The sequence below is a fragment of the Vibrio orientalis CIP 102891 = ATCC 33934 genome, assembly GCF_000176235.1.
GTDB classification, from domain to species: domain Bacteria; phylum Pseudomonadota; class Gammaproteobacteria; order Enterobacterales; family Vibrionaceae; genus Vibrio; species Vibrio orientalis.
Window position 1 is genome coordinate 26,398 of sequence record NZ_ACZV01000002.1, and the last position, 17,237, is coordinate 43,634.

At 45.6% G+C, this 17,237-nt stretch carries 19 protein-coding genes and 4 tRNA genes; 4 read left to right on the forward strand and 19 right to left on the reverse strand.

Features of this window, described 5'->3' with window-relative positions; translation table 11 throughout:
• Nucleotides 1-43: 43 nt before the first annotated feature.
• The 8 genes from VIA_RS00975 to mutY form a co-directional block, all read right to left on the reverse strand.
• Nucleotides 44-1,669, reverse strand: a complete 1,626-nt coding sequence (locus VIA_RS00975) for a methyl-accepting chemotaxis protein (protein ID WP_004416714.1) — start codon at nucleotides 1,667-1,669, stop codon at nucleotides 44-46.
• 307 nt (nucleotides 1,670-1,976) lie between these two features.
• Nucleotides 1,977-2,052: transfer RNA gene (locus VIA_RS00980), tRNA-Asn, on the reverse strand.
• Between the two features lie 42 nt (nucleotides 2,053-2,094).
• Nucleotides 2,095-2,170 (reverse strand) — tRNA-Phe (locus tag VIA_RS00985).
• A 7-nt stretch (nucleotides 2,171-2,177) separates the two neighbouring features.
• Nucleotides 2,178-2,253 (reverse strand) — tRNA-Thr (locus VIA_RS00990).
• Between the two features lie 70 nt (nucleotides 2,254-2,323).
• Nucleotides 2,324-2,399: transfer RNA gene (locus VIA_RS00995), tRNA-Phe, on the reverse strand.
• A gap of 103 nt (nucleotides 2,400-2,502) precedes the next feature.
• Nucleotides 2,503-3,639 (reverse strand): membrane-bound lytic murein transglycosylase MltC, encoded by a 1,137-nt coding sequence (gene mltC, locus VIA_RS01000; RefSeq protein ID WP_004409849.1) that lies wholly within the window; start codon nucleotides 3,637-3,639, stop codon nucleotides 2,503-2,505.
• A gap of 71 nt (nucleotides 3,640-3,710) precedes the next feature.
• The gene (locus tag VIA_RS01005; protein ID WP_004409850.1) at nucleotides 3,711-3,983 is read right to left on the reverse strand and encodes an oxidative damage protection protein; all 273 of its coding nucleotides are present in this window, start codon (nucleotides 3,981-3,983) and stop codon (nucleotides 3,711-3,713) included.
• A gap of 17 nt (nucleotides 3,984-4,000) precedes the next feature.
• Entirely contained in the window at nucleotides 4,001-5,056 is a 1,056-nt protein-coding gene (mutY, locus tag VIA_RS01010) for an A/G-specific adenine glycosylase (RefSeq protein ID WP_004409851.1), read from the reverse strand.
• 197 nt (nucleotides 5,057-5,253) lie between these two features.
• Between mutY and trmB the strand changes: the two genes are divergently transcribed.
• Both trmB and glsB read left to right on the forward strand, forming a co-directional pair.
• A complete protein-coding gene (gene trmB / locus VIA_RS01015) occupies nucleotides 5,254-5,973 on the forward strand; it encodes a tRNA (guanosine(46)-N7)-methyltransferase TrmB (protein WP_004409852.1) in 720 nt (239 codons plus the stop codon).
• 133 nt (nucleotides 5,974-6,106) lie between these two features.
• The gene (glsB, locus tag VIA_RS01020; protein ID WP_004409853.1) at nucleotides 6,107-7,027 is read left to right on the forward strand and encodes a glutaminase B; all 921 of its coding nucleotides are present in this window, start codon (nucleotides 6,107-6,109) and stop codon (nucleotides 7,025-7,027) included.
• Between the two features lie 124 nt (nucleotides 7,028-7,151).
• On the opposite strand, the gene hemW is transcribed toward glsB, so the two are convergent.
• From hemW to VIA_RS01055, 7 genes are all read right to left on the reverse strand, one after another.
• The gene (gene hemW, locus VIA_RS01025) at nucleotides 7,152-8,327 is read right to left on the reverse strand and encodes a radical SAM family heme chaperone HemW (RefSeq protein WP_004409855.1); all 1,176 of its coding nucleotides are present in this window, start codon (nucleotides 8,325-8,327) and stop codon (nucleotides 7,152-7,154) included.
• 5 nt (nucleotides 8,328-8,332) lie between these two features.
• The gene (locus VIA_RS01030; protein ID WP_004409856.1) at nucleotides 8,333-8,932 is read right to left on the reverse strand and encodes an XTP/dITP diphosphatase; all 600 of its coding nucleotides are present in this window, start codon (nucleotides 8,930-8,932) and stop codon (nucleotides 8,333-8,335) included.
• 100 nt (nucleotides 8,933-9,032) lie between these two features.
• Nucleotides 9,033-9,464: a DUF4426 domain-containing protein gene (locus VIA_RS01035; RefSeq protein ID WP_004409858.1), complete on the reverse strand. Its 432-nt coding sequence runs from the start codon at nucleotides 9,462-9,464 to the stop codon at nucleotides 9,033-9,035.
• A 45-nt stretch (nucleotides 9,465-9,509) separates the two neighbouring features.
• Nucleotides 9,510-9,800, reverse strand: coding sequence for a DUF167 family protein YggU (yggU, locus tag VIA_RS01040; protein WP_004409859.1), 291 nt, complete (start codon nucleotides 9,798-9,800; stop codon nucleotides 9,510-9,512).
• A complete protein-coding gene (locus VIA_RS01045) occupies nucleotides 9,800-10,357 on the reverse strand; it encodes a YggT family protein (RefSeq protein WP_004409860.1) in 558 nt (185 codons plus the stop codon). Before VIA_RS01045 ends, yggU begins: the two co-directional genes overlap by 1 nt.
• Before the next feature lie 38 nt (nucleotides 10,358-10,395).
• Nucleotides 10,396-11,214 carry a pyrroline-5-carboxylate reductase gene (gene proC / locus VIA_RS01050; RefSeq protein WP_004409862.1) on the reverse strand — a complete coding sequence of 273 codons (819 nt, stop codon included), beginning with the start codon at nucleotides 11,212-11,214 and terminating at the stop codon, nucleotides 10,396-10,398.
• Between the two features lie 23 nt (nucleotides 11,215-11,237).
• On the reverse strand, nucleotides 11,238-11,954 hold the full coding sequence (locus tag VIA_RS01055) for a YggS family pyridoxal phosphate-dependent enzyme (RefSeq protein WP_004409864.1): 717 nt from the start codon (nucleotides 11,952-11,954) through the stop codon (nucleotides 11,238-11,240).
• A 25-nt stretch (nucleotides 11,955-11,979) separates the two neighbouring features.
• On the opposite strand from VIA_RS01055, the gene VIA_RS01060 reads away from it, so the two are divergent.
• Complete coding sequence (locus VIA_RS01060) at nucleotides 11,980-13,017, forward strand: type IV pilus twitching motility protein PilT (protein WP_004409866.1); 1,038 nt, start codon at nucleotides 11,980-11,982, stop codon at nucleotides 13,015-13,017.
• A 17-nt stretch (nucleotides 13,018-13,034) separates the two neighbouring features.
• Nucleotides 13,035-14,141 (forward strand): PilT/PilU family type 4a pilus ATPase, encoded by a 1,107-nt coding sequence (locus tag VIA_RS01065; RefSeq protein WP_004409868.1) that lies wholly within the window; start codon nucleotides 13,035-13,037, stop codon nucleotides 14,139-14,141.
• Between the two features lie 243 nt (nucleotides 14,142-14,384).
• On the opposite strand, the gene ruvX is transcribed toward VIA_RS01065, so the two are convergent.
• From ruvX to rsmE, 4 genes are read right to left on the reverse strand one after another with little or no spacing between them, the layout of a single operon-like run.
• The gene (ruvX, locus tag VIA_RS01070) at nucleotides 14,385-14,810 is read right to left on the reverse strand and encodes a Holliday junction resolvase RuvX (RefSeq protein WP_004409869.1); all 426 of its coding nucleotides are present in this window, start codon (nucleotides 14,808-14,810) and stop codon (nucleotides 14,385-14,387) included.
• Nucleotides 14,811-14,831: 21 nt separating this feature from the next.
• Entirely contained in the window at nucleotides 14,832-15,395 is a 564-nt protein-coding gene (locus VIA_RS01075) for a YqgE/AlgH family protein (protein WP_004409870.1), read from the reverse strand.
• 57 nt (nucleotides 15,396-15,452) lie between these two features.
• Nucleotides 15,453-16,406, reverse strand: coding sequence for a glutathione synthase (gene gshB / locus VIA_RS01080; protein WP_004409871.1), 954 nt, complete (start codon nucleotides 16,404-16,406; stop codon nucleotides 15,453-15,455).
• A gap of 12 nt (nucleotides 16,407-16,418) precedes the next feature.
• Nucleotides 16,419-17,150, reverse strand: coding sequence for a 16S rRNA (uracil(1498)-N(3))-methyltransferase (gene rsmE, locus VIA_RS01085; protein ID WP_004416716.1), 732 nt, complete (start codon nucleotides 17,148-17,150; stop codon nucleotides 16,419-16,421).
• Nucleotides 17,151-17,237 lie beyond the last annotated feature (87 nt).

Below are 17,237 nucleotides of genomic sequence, written 5' to 3' on the forward strand. Positions count from 1 at the left end.
AAAAAGCACGCAAAGAGGCGTGCTTTTACTGGTCTGGGTCCGATTAGTGTTTAACAGTAAACTTGCTCACCCAGTTTTCTAGCTCATTTGAAAGCTGAGTTAGACTCTGAGTACTGTTATGGCTCTCCGTTACGACACCACTTAACTGATTACCACTCTCTTCAATCATGTTAATACGCTGAGAGATATCATCGCTGACTTGAGTTTGTTCAGCTGCAGCAGTTGCGATTTGATGACTCATCTGCGTGATTGATTCTAAGGCCACCACAATTTGTTGTAGTGCTTCTGAAGCAGTCTGTGACTCTTCTACCGTGCTTTGGCTAGTTTCGGCACACACTTCCATAGTTTGAATGGCATTACGAGAGCCTTCTTGCAGATTGGTGATCATCTGTTGGATCTCTTTAGTGCTGTCTTGAGTTCTACCTGCTAGGTTACGAACTTCGTCTGCAACCACAGCAAAACCACGGCCTTGTTCACCTGCACGGGCAGCTTCGATAGCAGCATTTAGTGCCAATAAGTTGGTTTGTTCAGCAATATCACCGATTACATCGAGTACTTTAACGATGTTGTTAACGTCACTATCAAGGTCAGCGACGGCTTGGCTAGCAGTACCAAGCTGAGAAGCAAGACCTTGAATATTGTCGACGGTATTGTGAATTAGTTTCTGGGTATGCTGACTTTGTTTATCCGCTTCTTCGGTATTACGCGCCGTGTCGCTAGCTGAGTCTGCAACATTATTTGCTGAAGAGGCCATTTCTGTCATTGCGGTTGCGATCATTGCCGTGGATTGCTGTTGTGATCCCGTTAGCTCAGCGATGGATGCTGCTCGACCTTCCACATTGCCTAACTCGTTACGTAGCGCGTGCATAGAGTTGTCTAAGTTACCGACGAGTTGAGCAAGGGAGAGACTCATTTGTTGCACGGCTTCGTAGATACTGCCGCTAGGAGCTTGCTCATTAAAAGAGGTTTGGATATGGCCATTTGCCACATCTTGCACCGCGTTACGTACATCTTGTGGTTCACCACCAAGCAGTGTCAGCATGCGACGAATAGAGATAATCAGCGCTGCTAGAATCGCGCCTGCAATAGCTAAACAAAGTACAAGCTGCCATTGAGCCGTTGACCAGAAGCGCGCATTGACTTCATTGAAGCCGATACCAGTACCCACAACCCAGCCCCAATGAGGAGTTCTTTCAGCAATAGAGAGCTTTTCTTCGATCGAACCATCGGCTTGTTCTTGTGTCCATGTGTACTCGACGATTTGCCCCGTACGCTGACCTAACACATTTAGAATCAGTTGACCGACACTGTTGCCATCGCCGTCTTTAAAGTCATTAAAGCTGGTGCCATGTAGCTGAGGGTCTAATGGGGTCGCAATGAAGGTCATGTTCTCATCTGCGACATAAACGTACTCATTATCTTTGTAGATATTGTTACGCAGTAATCGAGTTGCCAATGCTTTGGCTTCACCTTCTTCAAGTGAGCCTTCAACCGACATTTTTTCAACTTCGGTTAGGATGCTGTACGCACTATTGAATAGCTCAGTTACTCGAGCCTTATTATCCAAGTTACTAGCTACGCGTAATGTCCACAAACCAGTAGCCGTTAAAGCAAGCAAAGCTATGAGGATAATTCCCGATAATAAATAAGCTTGTGTCTTTAGTTTCATAAAATTAGCTCACAAATAAGTCATTCTTATATTTTTGCAGTTACATATCGATATGTAACTTGGATGTCATCTTATTGTAGTTCAAGAAAATCGAATAGGAGACAGGCTTTAAACTATGATTAGGATTAAATTTTTAGGGTGAAATAAGTTGTTTTTCAGAAAGGTAGTGCATAGCTATCTAGTCGCTTGAGTCAGTGTACGTGCTACTAAGCTCGGAAAGAGTGTAGGGATGTTTTCTAAAAGAGATCGGAAAGTAGGGAAAGCAGAAATGAAAAAAAGCCAAGTCTTTCGACTTGGCTTCTTAAAGTGGCTCCTCCTGCTGGGCTCGAACCAGCGACCTGCGGATTAACAGTCCGTCGCTCTACCAACTGAGCTAAGGAGGAACTATTCTGTTTGTGTCTTGCTTTAAGCAAGCGCACCAAATATGGTGCCTCGAGGCGGAATCGAACCACCGACACGAGGATTTTCAATCCTCTGCTCTACCGACTGAGCTATCGAGGCAAAAGAATGGTGCCGACTACCGGAGTCGAACTGGTGACCTACTGATTACAAGTCAGTTGCTCTACCTACTGAGCTAAGTCGGCACACTGTATTCTTTTTGCTGCAAATTTCTTTGCATTTCTGTTGAGGTCTAAGACACCAACAATCAAATTGTGGTGCCCGGAGGCGGAATCGAACCACCGACACGAGGATTTTCAATCCTCTGCTCTACCGACTGAGCTATCCGGGCAACGGAGCGCTATTAAACGGATTTTCGGTCTTGCCGTCAACATGTTTTTAGAAAAAAAATCAAAAAAGTGCTTAAGTGTCGATTATTTAGTCGTTTTGACTAGTTATGTTTTACCGGAGTTAAAATCTTTTTTGAATTTAGTAACTTTTTCTAGATAACGACGAGCTTCTGCATTTGGATGCTTTTTAGTGAGTGCCCAATAAACTTGATTTGGCTGCAAAGCGTTTAAGTCGCGCATCGCGCGCTTTCGGTCATTGCGATTGAATGTGTTCAAAACGCCGCCAGTACCGCCGTTGTACGCAGAAATCATGCTGTACTCAAGCGAGGTCGGATGGCGGACATCTTTCAAATAGCGATTTTTTAAGATGTAGAAATAGGCGGTGCCAGTATCAATATTATTTTCTGGGTTGAATAGATACTCTGGGGTAGGTTGTCCAGATTTCTTCTTCACTAGCTTAAAGACATCTTTACCGGCTGTTTTAGGCACAACTTGCATCAAGCCATAAGCATTGGCCCAACTTACCGCATAAGGGTTGAAGCTACTTTCTGTTTTGATGATGGCGTAAATCAGGTCTTCGGGGATGTCATATTTGCTTGAAGCGCGTTGAACAATGTCCGCATACTTGTAGCTGCGGATCTCAAATTGCTCTTCAACCATTGGAATTTCAACGTAGTAGGCTTTCTTAAAGTCGACATCTTTGACTTTAAGCTTATTGGCAATTAAATAATCGGCAAAGCGATTGGCGCGCCAAGACCACTGGATTGGTTTTTTATCTTGGTCAACGACCTGACGATAAAGAAACGGTTGACCTTCGAGAGTGATCTCTTTTGATGAAAAAAGATCGACATTAGCAGGATCATCGGGTGTCAGCAGAGTGGTGATAATGGCATTTTTGAGGTGCTGCTTAGGATCGGTTGGCGAGACAGTTTCGATCGTGATCAAGCCTTTATCAAAGTTAACTTCAGAGCGACTTAAGTAGTTATCGATGTATTTAACGTAGTTGCTCTTACCAGCGAATTTAATTTCACTTCGCCCCCAGCGTTTTTCGATGTTACCTGAGAAGCTATTGATTAAGGCATCTAACGCACCGGTATCTTTTTCAAACTGACCGGGTAGCTGAGCTAGGTTTTTAGCAAAGCGGTTAGTTGGCTCGTAGTTGACGTCATAGAAACTTTCGACAAACTCACGGCTACAGCCCGTTAGTGACAATGCGATCAGAAAATACGCTAACTTCTTCATAATGCTCCTAAAAAAATGACACCACTGCGGACAATGATGTCATTTCTTTTCAATTTCAACTCTGCTTGCGATTATTCGCTAGGTGGAGTGTAACCTTCGATATGAACTTCTTTACCTTCAAACAGGAAGTTGACCATTTCAGTTTCGATCAACTTACGATGTTCAGGATCCATCATATTCAATTTCTTTTCATTGATCAGCATGGTCTGTTTGTGCTGCCACATCGCCCACGCTTCTTTTGAAATGTTATCAAAAATGCGTTTACCCAGTTCTCCAGGGTAAAGCTGAAAGTCTAGGCCATCAGCATCTTTTTGTAGTCGAGCACAAAATACAGTACGGCTCATAACGACTCCTTTAAATATTAGTTTTGAAGCTCAAACGGCAGGCTTTCCAGTAGTTGTTTGACTGGAGCGGCTAAACCGATCTCTTCAGGTTGCGATAAGTTATACCAAAGACCTTTGCCCGCTTCCATAATCACGTTAGGTTGCTTTGATAGGTCTACCAAAATTGGTGTGATATCGAGATGATAGTGGCTAAAGGTATGACGAAAGGCGATCAATTGCGTTTGAGCTCGAATATCAGCCTCAGACACGCCACGGATATCGATTTGGTGAGCAAGATCAGCGTCGCTATTTTCTGGGAAACAGAATAGCCCGCCCCAAATGCCAGATTGTGGGCGCTGCTCAAGCCACACTTGACCTTGATAGTGCAGCATGATGAACCAAGCTTCTTTGATGGGTTTTTCTTTCTTGGGCTTTTTGCCTGGGTAGTCGAGTGGGTTGTTTTGTTTATTGGCCACACAAAACGATTCAACTGGGCACAGAGTACATTTGGGTTTGCTGCGGGTACATACCATCGCACCCATATCCATCATCGCTTGGTTGTATTTGTCGACATCAACTGCTGGAGTGTGTTCTTCAGCAAACTGCCACAGTTGATTTTCAACTTTTTTCTGCCCAGGCCAACCCTCTACAGCAAAGCTGCGTGCTAAGGTACGTTTAACGTTGCCGTCTAGAATTGCATGGGGCTGTTTATATACCGAAGATAAAATGGCGGCTGCGGTTGAGCGACCAATACCCGGCAGGGCATTCATCTCTTCGATATTGAGCGGAAACTTTCCATCGTATTGCTTAGCAACGACTTTAGCCGCTTTATGCAGGTTTCGCGCGCGGGCGTAGTACCCAAGCCCGGTCCATAGGTGTAATACTTCATCTTGCTCAGCATTGGCTAAGTCAATCACGGTTGGAAAGCGTTCAAGAAAGCGCTGGTAGTAGGGGATCACTGTGGCGACTTGAGTTTGTTGCAGCATAATCTCAGACAGCCACACACTGTAGGCGGTCTTATTTTGCTGCCAAGGTAGGCTTTTACGGCCATAGTTCTCGTACCACTCTAAGATGGCGCTGGCGAAAGGAGTCACGACTTGCTCTGTATAATAGTTATCTAATCTGACAAAATTGCACCATAGTTTATGGGTAAAGTACAACCGATAAACAGTAAGGGTATAGTTTCCGTCAGAGATGATGGCGGAATTAGCTAAAAAACTTGCACCTGTGGCAATTCTTTGGATAATCACAATCCCTTTGAGTCGAGACCAATTTTTAAACAGGCAAAATCATGAGTGAAGTGACCACTAACGAGTACAACGAAGACGGTAAACTGATACGCAAAATTCGCAGCTTTGTTCGCCGCGAAGGTCGTTTGACCAAAGGTCAAGAAAACGCGATGAATGAGTGTTGGCCAACGATGGGTATTGATTACCAAGATAAGCTTCTAGATTGGAAAGAAGTGTTTGGTAACGACAACCCTGTTGTTCTAGAAATTGGTTTTGGTATGGGCGCATCTTTAGTTGAAATGGCGAAAAATGCACCTGAAAAGAACTTTATCGGTATCGAAGTACACAGTCCTGGTGTTGGCGCATGTCTATCTGATGCTCGTGAAGCGGGTATTACTAACTTACGTGTAATGTGTCACGATGCGGTAGAAGTGTTCGAGAACATGATTCCTGATAGCAGTCTAGCAACACTACAACTGTTCTTCCCAGACCCATGGCATAAGAAACGTCACCACAAGCGTCGTATCGTTCAGTTGGGTTTTGCTGAAATGGTGCGCGAGAAGCTGATTGACGGCGAAGGCATTTTCCATATGGCGACTGACTGGGAAAACTACGCAGAGCACATGATCGAAGTGATGAACGAAGCACCTGGTTTCGAAAACATCGCTGAGGATGGTGATTACATTCCTCGTCCAGATGAGCGTCCGCTAACAAAATTTGAAGCACGTGGTCACCGTTTAGGTCACGGCGTTTGGGATATTAAGTATAAGCGCGTAAAATAACCGCGATTACTTGATCCTCTGTCGTTGTACTAATCGCGGCAAGGTAAATTGAATATTAAAGCCAACATTGATGTGTTGGCTTTTTTGACCCTACAAGAAAATAATAATAACTGATTGATTTTTAAGGTTGCTGATGAAACCGACACAAGAAATTTTAAATGAAATTCTCGAAGAAGTTCGCCCATTAATTGGTCAAGGTAAGGTGGCTAATTATATTCCTGCTCTAGCAAAAGTACCTGCGTCTAAATTGGGGCTGGCGGTTTTTACTAACCAAGGGGAAGTGATTAGAGCGGGTGATGCGGACGAACCGTTTTCAATTCAGTCGATTTCTAAAGCGCTGAGCTTAACCTTGGCGATGTGTCTGTATAAGCCGGAAGAGATCTGGGCGCGCGTTGGCAAAGAGCCATCGGGCCAAGCATTTAACTCGCTAATTCAGTTGGAAATGGAGCAAGGTATTCCGCGTAATCCATTTATCAATGCTGGAGCGATTGTGGTGGCCGATTTACTCAATAGCCGTTTATCTGCGCCGCGTCAGCGTCTGCTGGAGTTTGTGCGTCAGCTTTCTGGAGACACGCATATCTGCTATGACAAAATTGTCGCTGCTTCAGAGATGATGCACAGCGACCGTAATGCGGCCATTGCTTATTTGATGCGTTCATTTGGTAATTTTGAGAATGATGTCATCCCAGTATTGAATAATTACTTCCATGCCTGTGCACTGAAAATGAGCTGTGTCGATTTGGCGAAAACCTTCAGTTATTTGGCCAATAAAGGGACTTCAGTACAGACTGAAAAAACCGTTATTACACCGACTCAGACCAAGCAGCTAAATGCGTTATTGGCGACTTGTGGTTTGTATGATGGTGCCGGTGAGTTTGCCTACCGTGTCGGTATGCCGGGAAAATCAGGCGTCGGCGGTGGTATTGTTGCAGTGGTACCGGGGGAGATGACGATCGCAGTATGGTCGCCAGAGCTAGACCCTTCTGGTAACTCGCTAGCAGGCACTAAGGCACTAGAGCTGCTTGCTGAGCGTATTGGTCGTTCGATTTTTTAAAAATACTGTCATTCCATAGACTGACGAAGGAAGGAGTAGGGAATCTCAATTAGCATTCGACTTGCTTGAAGAGATCCCCAATTCACTCGTCCCTCATTCTCGGGGATGACGTTAAAAAATGTTTCTACTCTTCGGCCATAAAGGCTTCTAACAAATCATTGAGGAACAGCTTACCTTTTTCGGTAATTTGCCAGTGGCTATCACTTTCATCGATATAGCCCATCTCAATCGTCCAATCTATTGTTTCTTGCACTGCTTCAAAGCCTAAGCCTGTAGTATCAAGAAAGTCCTGCTTCGGACACGCTTCTATCAAACGGAAGCGGTTCATAAAAAACTCGAAAGGGCGGTCTTGATCAGCAACGTGTTCTTCACTGTTTAAATACGGTTTGACCATATTATCGTAAGCCGCGAGGTAGCCTTTCGGGTGCTTGATCTTAGTGGTTCGGACAATGCGTCCATCACTAAAACTGAGCTTGCCGTGCGAACCACAACCAATACCTAAATAATCGCCGAAGCGCCAGTAATTGAGGTTGTGTTGGCATTGATAGCCCGGTTTACTGTAGCCAGATATCTCATACTGCACGTAGCCAGCCTCAGCCAGTTTCTTATGGCCTAGCTCGAAGATATCCCATAAGTCATCGTCGTCAGGTAGGGTAGGCTGCTTGTAGTAGAACATGGTATTAGGCTCAATAGTGAGCTGATACCACGAAAGATGAGGAGGATCGAGCTCGATCGCTTTTTCAAGATCTGCGAGGGCTTGATCAACGGACTGATCCGGTAAGCCATGCATTAGATCGAGGTTAAAACTCTTGAGGCCAATTTGGTGGGCAAGCTTAGCCGCCTTAACCGCTTCATCCTGACCGTGGATACGACCAAGCCTTTCAAGTTTTGTCTGCTCAAAGCTTTGTACCCCAACCGAAATACGCGTTACTCCTGCTTTTTGATAACCAGCAAAACGCTCTGCTTCAATGGTGCCAGGGTTGGCTTCCATGGTGATCTCAATATCTGGCTTAAACGGCAACCTTGCTTCAATTCCTGCTAGCAAATTAGCAATCCCTTCGGCTGAGATTAAGCTCGGTGTGCCGCCACCAATAAAGATCGAATGCAGTAAGCGTGGGTTATCATTGAGCTGGTAACGCTCTATATCCGCTTCAAGATCTTGCAGTAGCGCCGCAATATATTCTTGCTCAGGGATCTCCGCTTTTAAGGCGTGAGAGTTAAAGTCGCAGTAAGGGCACTTTTGTACACACCATGGGATGTGAACATAAAGGCTTAACGCTGGTGGAATTAGTCGGCTCATTGCAATTACAAAGGTTGCTCAGAAAGCGTTGCAAACAGTGTCTTTAGCGCTTTACCACGGTGAGAAAGTTGCTTTTTACGTACAGGTTCTAGCTCTGCCGACGCACAGTTATCTTCAGGTACAAAGAAGATCGGGTCGTAGCCAAAGCCATTGTCACCATGCGCTTCAGTTAGAATGCGACCTTCCCATTTTCCATGACATACAATCGGCGTCGGATCGTTTTCGTGGCGCATAAGAACAAGCACGCAATGGAATCGAGCTGTACGCTCTGCTTCTGGTACCTCTTTCATCGCTTCAAGCAGCTTTTCAAGGTTCTGTTGGTCTGTAGCGCCTTCGCCAGCGTAACGCGCTGAATAGATACCAGGAGCGCCTTTCAATGCATCAACTTCAAGACCGGAATCGTCCGCAATAGCCGCAAGGCCAGTTTCTTTTGCGGCGTGACGTGCCTTGATGATGGCATTTTCAATAAAAGTGGCCCCTGTTTCTGCTACTTCTGATACGTTGAATTCGCTCTGAGCTACAACGTCGAAGCCAAAATCAGACAGCAGGTCTGCCATTTCACGAACTTTGCCTTGGTTACCTGTTGCTAGCACTATCTTTTTCATCTTGGCCTCTTTTGTTACAGCAAAGGAGAGCTAGCCGCTCTCCCTTTGAATAGGTTTTGGTCTTAGGGTGTCAAAAAGCATTTAGGTCATCACAACCCAATCACTCTTCGACATAAAATTTCTGGCTGAACTTTAATGCGCCTGTGCCTTTAATTCCAGCGTTAACATCAATATTGAACGTTAACCGCTCCTCTTCTGAGATTGGAAACTCTGCAAGGTAGTAGATTGCATCGCCTTCTTTCACTTCTTTGAACGTTAGCTCGCGCATTTGGCCAATCAGGTTTTTACTATGACCTGAAAGCTGTGCGGTGATGGCAGGTTTACCCGCTTGAGAGTTGTCTAGCACACTAATATTCAAAATTGCCGAGTAGCCGTTGCGCTTAAGTTTATAGCTGCGTGCCACTTGTGGAGTAACAAAGGTAGAGTTGAAAGCAGAGTAGTGGACTTCAACATCTTTGATGTTCTTAAACTGCCCAGCAAAGCTAGGAACCGCAAACAGGCTTACCAGTAATAGAGTGATCCATTTTTTCATTATGCGTCCTGATATTTTTACTATTTGGATTTAAACAAAAAGCCATCAAATGATGGCTTTAATTTCTTGTGGGATTTGTACTGGCGATTGGATACGGACTTGTTTATGTCGCCCTAGCTCGCCTTTTTCTATGGTTATTAATCCCTTCGCCACTTTAAATTGCTTGGCGAGATACTTACTTAAATGCGCATTGGCTTTGCCATCAACAGGAGGAGCTGTAATGGCAATTTTCAGCTCCTCACCATGTTGGCCAACAATTTTATCACGGCTGGCTTTCGGTTGGATGTAGAGTCTAAGCAGTAGATCCTCTCCATCAAACCAAGCTGCTTGTGACATTATAGTTGATACCAAATTGGGCCAATGATGTCGCCCATTAAGAAATTAGCGAATTGCAGAGCAATAAATAGCACCAATACGCTTAAATCAAAGCCACCCATCGCAGGGATGATACGGCGAATCGGCGCAAGCATTGGCTCAGTCAGTTGATGGAATACATATTCGATAGGGCTACGGCCTTGGCTGACCCAGCTAAGGATAGCGCGAATAAGCAGAACCCAGAATAGTAGACCGCCAGCCGCTTTAACCAGTGATAATAGACCTAAGAATAAGAAGTCAGCACTAAAGCTCACTGAACCATTTGAAGCGACTAAGATAAGCGCCACAAACTTCAAAACACATAACACGTATGCAAACAGAATCGTTGCTAAATCCAAACCACCCACGGAAGGAACAATGCGGCGCAGAGGCGCAACTACTGGTTGTGTCGCTTTAACAATAAATTGCGAAAACGGGTTGTAGAAGTCTGCACGGGCAGCTTGCAACCAAATACGTAAGATCACCACCATGATGTAGAGATCAAACAGGGTGGAAATCAGAAAACTCATTGAATTCATAGGTTACCCTTAATAGTAGAGCCGTTAGCTCAAAGTCATTAAAATAATTTTTCCATCTCTTCAGCGCGCGTTACCGCTGCTTGCATAGCTTTGGCTACTATATCTGAAAGTTGGTGTTCGTTGAATGTTCGTAGCGCTTCTGCGGTCGTGCCACCTTTCGAGGTAACATTCTCACGTAAGGTCGCTAGTTCTGTATCAGGGTTGCCAACGACCATGCTCGCAGCACCTAGTGCAGATTGCTGAACAAGCAGTCGAGCTGTTTCTTTATCAAATCCTTGTGCGATGGCTTCCGCTTGCATTGCTTCCATAAATAGGAAGAAGTAGGCAGGTGCACTGCCAGCAGCAGCGATGATATTGTTAATGCCAGACTCTTGTTCTACCCAGCATACCTTACCGCACGACTGCATAAGCTCAGCGGCAAAGGTTTTATCTTGTTCTGATACATGTGATGGCGCGTAAAGGCCGCTCATACCCAGACCAAGCTGCGAGGGCGTATTTGGCATCACTCGCACTAAATTCAGCGCGCTATTTAGCATCTGATCAAATCGAGCACTTTGAATGCCAGCCGCGATAGAGATAACCAATTTTCCAGACCAATCGATCGCTTGCAGAGGCGTACAGACTTCTTCCATCATCTGTGGCTTGACGGACAACACCACCACGTCAGCGTCTTGTGCTGCTTGGGTGTTATCACTAGTCGTACCAATACCGTAGGCTTGTTCTAGAGGCAGACGACGAGTTTCAGACGGAGCAGTTGCAGTAATCAACGATGCTGGGTACCCATCCGCAATTAAGCCCGATACGATAGCTTTGACCATGTTGCCTGCGCCAATAAAGGCGATCTTCTTGTGTTCCATTGGTTATTTGATCCTTTAAAGATTTAAGCTTTATTGCTGTAATCACGTGCACCAAAAATGGCGGTGCCGATGCGCACCATGGTACTTCCTGCTTCAACTGCGGCTTCCATATCACCACTCATACCCATTGAAAGGGTGTCAATTTTTTGCTCTGGATAACGTTGTGCCAACTTATCTTTTAGTTCAGCCAACTGAGTGAAGGCGCCGAGCTGAGAAGCATAGTCAGTAACGTTAGCAGGAATTGACATCAACCCTCTTAAAGTGAGGTTTGGAAGTGAAGAAATCAACTCTGCAAGCTCAAAGATTTCGTCATCATTGAGCCCTGACTTAGATTGTTCGCCACTGGTGTTTACCTGCATCAGCACTTGAATCGGAGCAGAACCCGCTGGTCTTTGATCGTTAAGACGTTGAGCGATCTTGGCGCGGTCAATGGTGTGTACCCAAGCAAAGTTCTCCGCGACGTGGCGAGACTTATTCGATTGAATAGGACCAATAAAGTGCCACTCTAGAGCGAGTTCTGGATGGTGTTCTGAAAAATGTGCTACTTTGTCAGCACCTTCTTGCACATAGTTTTCCCCGAAGGCGAGTTGCCCCGCTCGCGCCGCCTCGAGAATTGCTTCGTTAGGCTTGGTTTTACTCACTGCGAGAAGTTGCACTGTCTCTCGACTGCGTCCACACTTTTGTTGTGCAGCCTCAATCTGTGAGGTGATCTGTTCAATATTTTGTTGAATACTAGTCATAGCCAATTTTACTTAAGGATTTTAAATGGATATCGCTGAATTACTGGATTTTAGTGTAAAGCATAATGCGTCAGATCTACATCTTTCTGCTGGAGTATCTCCAATGGTAAGGATTGATGGTGAAGTAAGAAAGCTTGGTGTCCCAGCTTTTAGCCATGCTGATGTACATCGATTAGTGTTTGAAATCATGAATGATGCCCAGCGCAGTGAGTTCGAAGAGCGCTTAGAAGTCGATTTTTCATTTGAACTGCCCAACGTTGGTCGCTTTCGTGTCAATGCTTTTAACCAAACTCGTGGCTGCGCGGCGGTATTTCGCACCATCCCAACTGAGATCCCAACTTTAGAACAGTTATCCGCGCCGAAGATCTTTGAAAGTATCTCCGATATGGAGAAAGGATTGGTACTAGTAACGGGCCCAACAGGTTCGGGTAAGTCGACCACGCTAGCGGCGATGGTTGATCATATTAACCGTAACCATAACAAACATATCTTGACCATTGAGGACCCGATCGAGTTTGTCCATGACAATAACAAATGCTTGATCAATCAGCGTGAGGTTCACCGCGATACTCATAGTTTTAAAAATGCATTGCGCAGCGCACTACGTGAAGATCCTGACGTGATCTTGGTCGGTGAGTTGCGTGACCAAGAGACCATAAGTTTAGCCCTTACCGCCGCGGAGACCGGCCACTTAGTGTTTGGTACCTTGCACACCAGTAGCGCAGCGAAAACCATCGACCGTATTATAGATGTATTCCCAGGTAGCGATAAAGAGATGGTGCGCTCAATGCTTTCAGAGTCATTACGCTCGGTTATCGCACAAAAGCTGTTAAAGCGTATTGGAGGCGGCCGTGTTGCTTGCCATGAGATCATGATGGCGACTCCAGCGATTCGAAACCTAATTCGTGAAGATAAGGTGGCTCAAATGGCCTCGGTGATTCAAACCGGTGCGGCTCATGGAATGCAAACGATGGAGCAAAATGCTAAGCAGTTGGTTGCTCAAGGCTTGGTTGACCAAGCTGAGGTAGCGAAGAAAATTGAACTTGAAACGTCGATGTTCTAATTAGGCGGAGCAGAATAATGGATATTGATGCTTTTTTGCAGGAGATGATTAACCAGAAGTCTTCTGATCTTTATATCACCGTCGGTGCACCGATTCTTTATCGCGTTGATGGTGAGTTACGTGCACAGGGTGAAAAGCTTTCGCGTGCGGTGGTGACCTCACTGCTTGAAACTATGATGGACCATGATCGTCTGCATGAGTTTCATGCGAGTAAAGAAGCCAACTTCGCGATTGTGCGCCACTTTGGTCGATTTAGGGTATCAGCCTTTTACCAGCGCGAAATGCCTGGTGCTGTAATTCGTCGTATTGAAACTAAGATTCCGACCTTCGAAGAGCTTAAGTTGCCCGATGTACTGCAAGATCTCTCGATTGCGAAACGCGGCTTAGTGCTAGTCGTGGGGGCGACAGGCTCTGGTAAGTCGACCACTATGGCGGCGATGACTGGCTATCGCAATACCCATCGCACGGGGCATATCTTGACGGTTGAAGACCCGATTGAGTTTGTTCATGAGCATCAACGCTGCATTGTTACTCAGCGAGAAGTTGGGCTTGATACCGAAAGCTACGAGGTTGCGTTAAAGAACTCATTGCGCCAAGCGCCAGATATGATTTTGATTGGCGAAATTCGTTCGCGTGAAACCATGGAATATGCCATGAGCTTTGCAGAGACAGGTCATCTGTGTATGGCAACCCTGCACGCTAATAACGCCAACCAAGCGCTAGAACGTATATTGCACCTAGTACCGAAAGATCAAAAAGAGCAGTTCTTGTTTGATTTGTCGATGAACTTACGTGGTGTGATTGCCCAGCAATTGATTCGTGACAAGAATGGTCAAGGGCGTCATGGGGTATTTGAAGTGCTGCTTAATAGTCCACGCGTATCGGATCTAATTCGTCGCGGTGACCTACATGAGCTCAAAGCAACGATGGCCAAGTCAAAGCAAGTGGGGATGCAGACCTTCGACCAAGCGCTATATCAGTTGGTTATGGATGACAAAATCAACGAAGAAGATGCATTGCACAGTGCTGATTCAGCTAATGATTTGCGCCTAATGCTGAAAACGCAGCGAGGCGACAGTTCCTCCTCTGGCAATTTAGCTAACGTTAAGATCGATATGGACTAATATCCTCTTCATGTTCGGAGCATGTCTTGTAAATCCGCAGTATTGTTGCATGGAGTGACGCAGGAAGTGTTGCGTCATTCCATAGAACGACGAAGGAGAGAGTCGGGAATCTCTAAAGATTTTCTACTTGCTGTAAAAGATCCCCAACTCGTTCGTTCCTCATCTTGAGGATGACGGTTTAACGGTTTGAAATAAAAAGGGTTGATGCTTACACATCAACCCTTTTGTTATTTTCACTGCTCGCTAGTCGCCGTATTGAGCTTCAAACCAGCTTTCAAGAATCACGACCGCTGATTGGCAATCGACATTACCTTTGCTCAGTGCTTTATAGCCACCCATCGCAAATAGGTCTGCTCGCGCTTCGGTGGTCGACAGACGTTCATCGTGCAGTTCGACAGCGACACCAAAACGGCCATGAAGTCGGTTAGCAAACTTTTTAGCTCTTGGGGTAATGGTCTCTAAATCGCGGCCATGCAGGTCGGTAGGCAGTCCAACCACCACTAAGTCAGGCTGCCACTCTTTAATTTGTTTCTCGATATCATCCCAGTTTGGAATGCCGTCATTAGCTTTGAACGCTTTGAGCGGTGAAGCGGTGCCAGTAATCTCTTGGCCAATAGCACTACCGATACTTTTGGTGCCAAAATCAAAGGCCATAATAGTTCTAGACATAATTACTCTTTACGAATGAGGTTAAGCGTGGCCGATGTCACTTGAAAGCTGAGCCACATCAATACCCAACATTTGCACTGCTTTTTGCCAGCGTTCGCTAATTGGGGTATCAAACATCACGTTAGGGTCAGCTTCAACGGTTAACCAGGAGTTCTCTGACAGTTCGATCTCAAGTTGTCCTGCTTCCCAGCCTGAATAACCCAGTGCTACAAGATAATGATTAGGTTCTGCCTCGGTACCTAATACACTGAGGATGTCTTTCGATGTTGTCACCGAAAGGTAATCGCTCATTCTTATACTCGATTCATAGCTATCTTTCGGCTGGTGGAGAATAAAGCCACGATCTTCTGAAACGGGCCCTCCATTGAGAACCGGCTTGTCTAAGCTCTCTGTTTGCAGTTTTGGCTGAGAGGCCTGAACATCGACTTTTTCAAGCATCTTACCAATGGTGATATCAATCGGTGCATTGATCATCAATCCCATTGCACCATCTTCATTATGCTCACAGACATAGATAACGCTGCGCTGAAAGTATGGGTCTTTCATCCCCGGCATTGCCACTAAAAAATGGTTGGTTAAGTTCATAGTCACTCCAACTCAAAACTGGGCGATCAATGACCGCCCTATGATTAGCATGGCAAATTATTTTGATTCTTCTAGGCGACGCTCAATTGCGTCCATAAGTTTGCCAGTAATAGAGACATCAAAAGCTGCTTCGATTTCACGAATACAAGTCGGGCTCGTTACGTTGATCTCAGTTAGCTTATCGCCAATCACATCTAGACCAACAAAGATAAGCCCTTTTTCTTTAAGTGTAGGCGCTACTGCCTCTGCGATCTTTTTATCTGTTTCACTAAGTGGACGTGCTTCACCCGTACCACCGGCTGCAAGGTTGCCACGTGTTTCACCTTTTGCTGGAATACGTGCAAGGCAATATGGCATTGGCTCACCATCAACAACCAAGATACGCTTGTCACCGTTGCTGATATCAGGGACAAAAGTCTGTGCCATTGCGTAGTTCTGACCATGGTTAGTCAGGGTCTCGATAATCACAGATACGTTTGGATCGCCTTCTTTTACGCGGAAAATAGAAGCGCCACCCATGCCATCGAGAGGTTTCAGGATGACATCACCATGTTTTTCGCGGAACTGTTTAATTTTCTCGGCTTTACGCGTCACGATCGTGGTCGGTGTGAGTTCAGGGAACCAAGCCGTGAACAGCTTCTCGTTACAATCACGTAGGCTTTGTGGCTTGTTGACGATCAGTGTGCCTTGTTCTTCAGCACGCTCTAGGATGTAAGTTGCATAGATGTACTCAGTATCAAACGGAGGATCTTTACGCATCAGTACTGCATCTAGCTGTGAAAGCTCGATAGTTTGCTCAGATTTGAACTCATACCAGCCATTTGGGTCTTCTTTAAGTTCAACCACTTTAGTGTCAGCAACCGCAACACCTTGGTCTAGATGAAGGTCGTCCATTTCCATGTAGTGGATTTGGTAGCCGCGGCGCTGCGCTTCAAGCATCATGGCAAAGCTAGAGTCTTTCTTGATGTTAATGGACGCGATAGGGTCCATTACGATACCTAATTTGATCATATTGTTCTCCGTTTAACCAAGATCGCCGAAACGAACTTGCAGGGCTGTAATTGCAGTCAGAGCCGCAGTTTCGGTACGTAGTACACGTGGGCCGAGTAGCGTCTCTTCAAATTTGTAGTTTTCCGTCATGCCGATCTCTTCTGCTGATAAGCCACCTTCAGGGCCAATCAACAGACGCACTTTTTCTACCGGTGTTGGTAGGGTGTTGATCGAGTATTTTGCGCGTGGGTGGAGGTTGAGTTTTAGGCCGTCATACTCCTCACCACACCACTCTTCTAATTGCATGATAGGGCGGATTTCTGGAACCGTGTTACGGCCACATTGCTCACAAGCACTGATGGCGATTTTTTGCCATTGGGCGAGTTTTTTCTCGAAACGTTTTTGATCGAGTTTCACGCCACAACGCTCTGAAATCAGTGGAGTAATGGTGTTTACACCGAGTTCTACCGATTTTTGGATGGTAAATTCCATCTTATCGCCACGAGAAACAACTTGGCCTAAGTGAAGGTCGAGTGGTGATTCTGAGCTGCGCTCGACACGTTGGATAATGCTCACTTCAACGTTCTTTTTTGAAACGCTAGCGATCTCTGCTGGGAACTCAGCGCCACTGCCGTCAAACAGCAGTACTTCTTGTCCCTCTTTCATGCGCAATACACGGCCAATGTGGCCTGCAGCATCATCGCTTAGCATGAGAGAGCCTAACTGATTAATGGCTTCTGGGTGGTAAATTCGTGGGATTCGCATTGTGTTTCGATTTCCAGCAAGAGGTTTTGAGATAACCTCTAACATGGATGCTTTTAGGTGAAAAAACAAGGGGCAGCGAGAGTTTCC

Bases quoted from the DNA above. Each gene is read 5' to 3' on its own strand.
- VIA_RS00975 (WP_004416714.1), bottom strand. From the start codon at position 1,669: ATGAAACTAAAGACACAAGCTTATTTATTATCGGGAATTATCCTCATA.
- mltC (WP_004409849.1), bottom strand. From the start codon at position 3,639: ATGAAGAAGTTAGCGTATTTTCTGATCGCATTGTCACTAACGGGCTGT.
- VIA_RS01005 (WP_004409850.1), bottom strand. From the start codon at position 3,983: ATGAGCCGTACTGTATTTTGTGCTCGACTACAAAAAGATGCTGATGGC.
- trmB (WP_004409852.1), top strand. From the start codon at position 5,254: ATGAGTGAAGTGACCACTAACGAGTACAACGAAGACGGTAAACTGATA.
- glsB (WP_004409853.1), top strand. From the start codon at position 6,107: ATGAAACCGACACAAGAAATTTTAAATGAAATTCTCGAAGAAGTTCGC.
- hemW (WP_004409855.1), bottom strand. From the start codon at position 8,327: ATGAGCCGACTAATTCCACCAGCGTTAAGCCTTTATGTTCACATCCCA.
- VIA_RS01030 (WP_004409856.1), bottom strand. From the start codon at position 8,932: ATGAAAAAGATAGTGCTAGCAACAGGTAACCAAGGCAAAGTTCGTGAA.
- VIA_RS01035 (WP_004409858.1), bottom strand. From the start codon at position 9,464: ATGAAAAAATGGATCACTCTATTACTGGTAAGCCTGTTTGCGGTTCCT.
- yggU (WP_004409859.1), bottom strand. From the start codon at position 9,800: ATGTCACAAGCAGCTTGGTTTGATGGAGAGGATCTACTGCTTAGACTC.
- VIA_RS01045 (WP_004409860.1), bottom strand. From the start codon at position 10,357: ATGAATTCAATGAGTTTTCTGATTTCCACCCTGTTTGATCTCTACATC.
- proC (WP_004409862.1), bottom strand. From the start codon at position 11,214: ATGGAACACAAGAAGATCGCCTTTATTGGCGCAGGCAACATGGTCAAA.
- VIA_RS01055 (WP_004409864.1), bottom strand. From the start codon at position 11,954: ATGACTAGTATTCAACAAAATATTGAACAGATCACCTCACAGATTGAG.
- VIA_RS01060 (WP_004409866.1), top strand. From the start codon at position 11,980: ATGGATATCGCTGAATTACTGGATTTTAGTGTAAAGCATAATGCGTCA.
- VIA_RS01065 (WP_004409868.1), top strand. From the start codon at position 13,035: ATGGATATTGATGCTTTTTTGCAGGAGATGATTAACCAGAAGTCTTCT.
- ruvX (WP_004409869.1), bottom strand. From the start codon at position 14,810: ATGTCTAGAACTATTATGGCCTTTGATTTTGGCACCAAAAGTATCGGT.
- VIA_RS01075 (WP_004409870.1), bottom strand. From the start codon at position 15,395: ATGAACTTAACCAACCATTTTTTAGTGGCAATGCCGGGGATGAAAGAC.
- gshB (WP_004409871.1), bottom strand. From the start codon at position 16,406: ATGATCAAATTAGGTATCGTAATGGACCCTATCGCGTCCATTAACATC.
- rsmE (WP_004416716.1), bottom strand. From the start codon at position 17,150: ATGCGAATCCCACGAATTTACCACCCAGAAGCCATTAATCAGTTAGGC.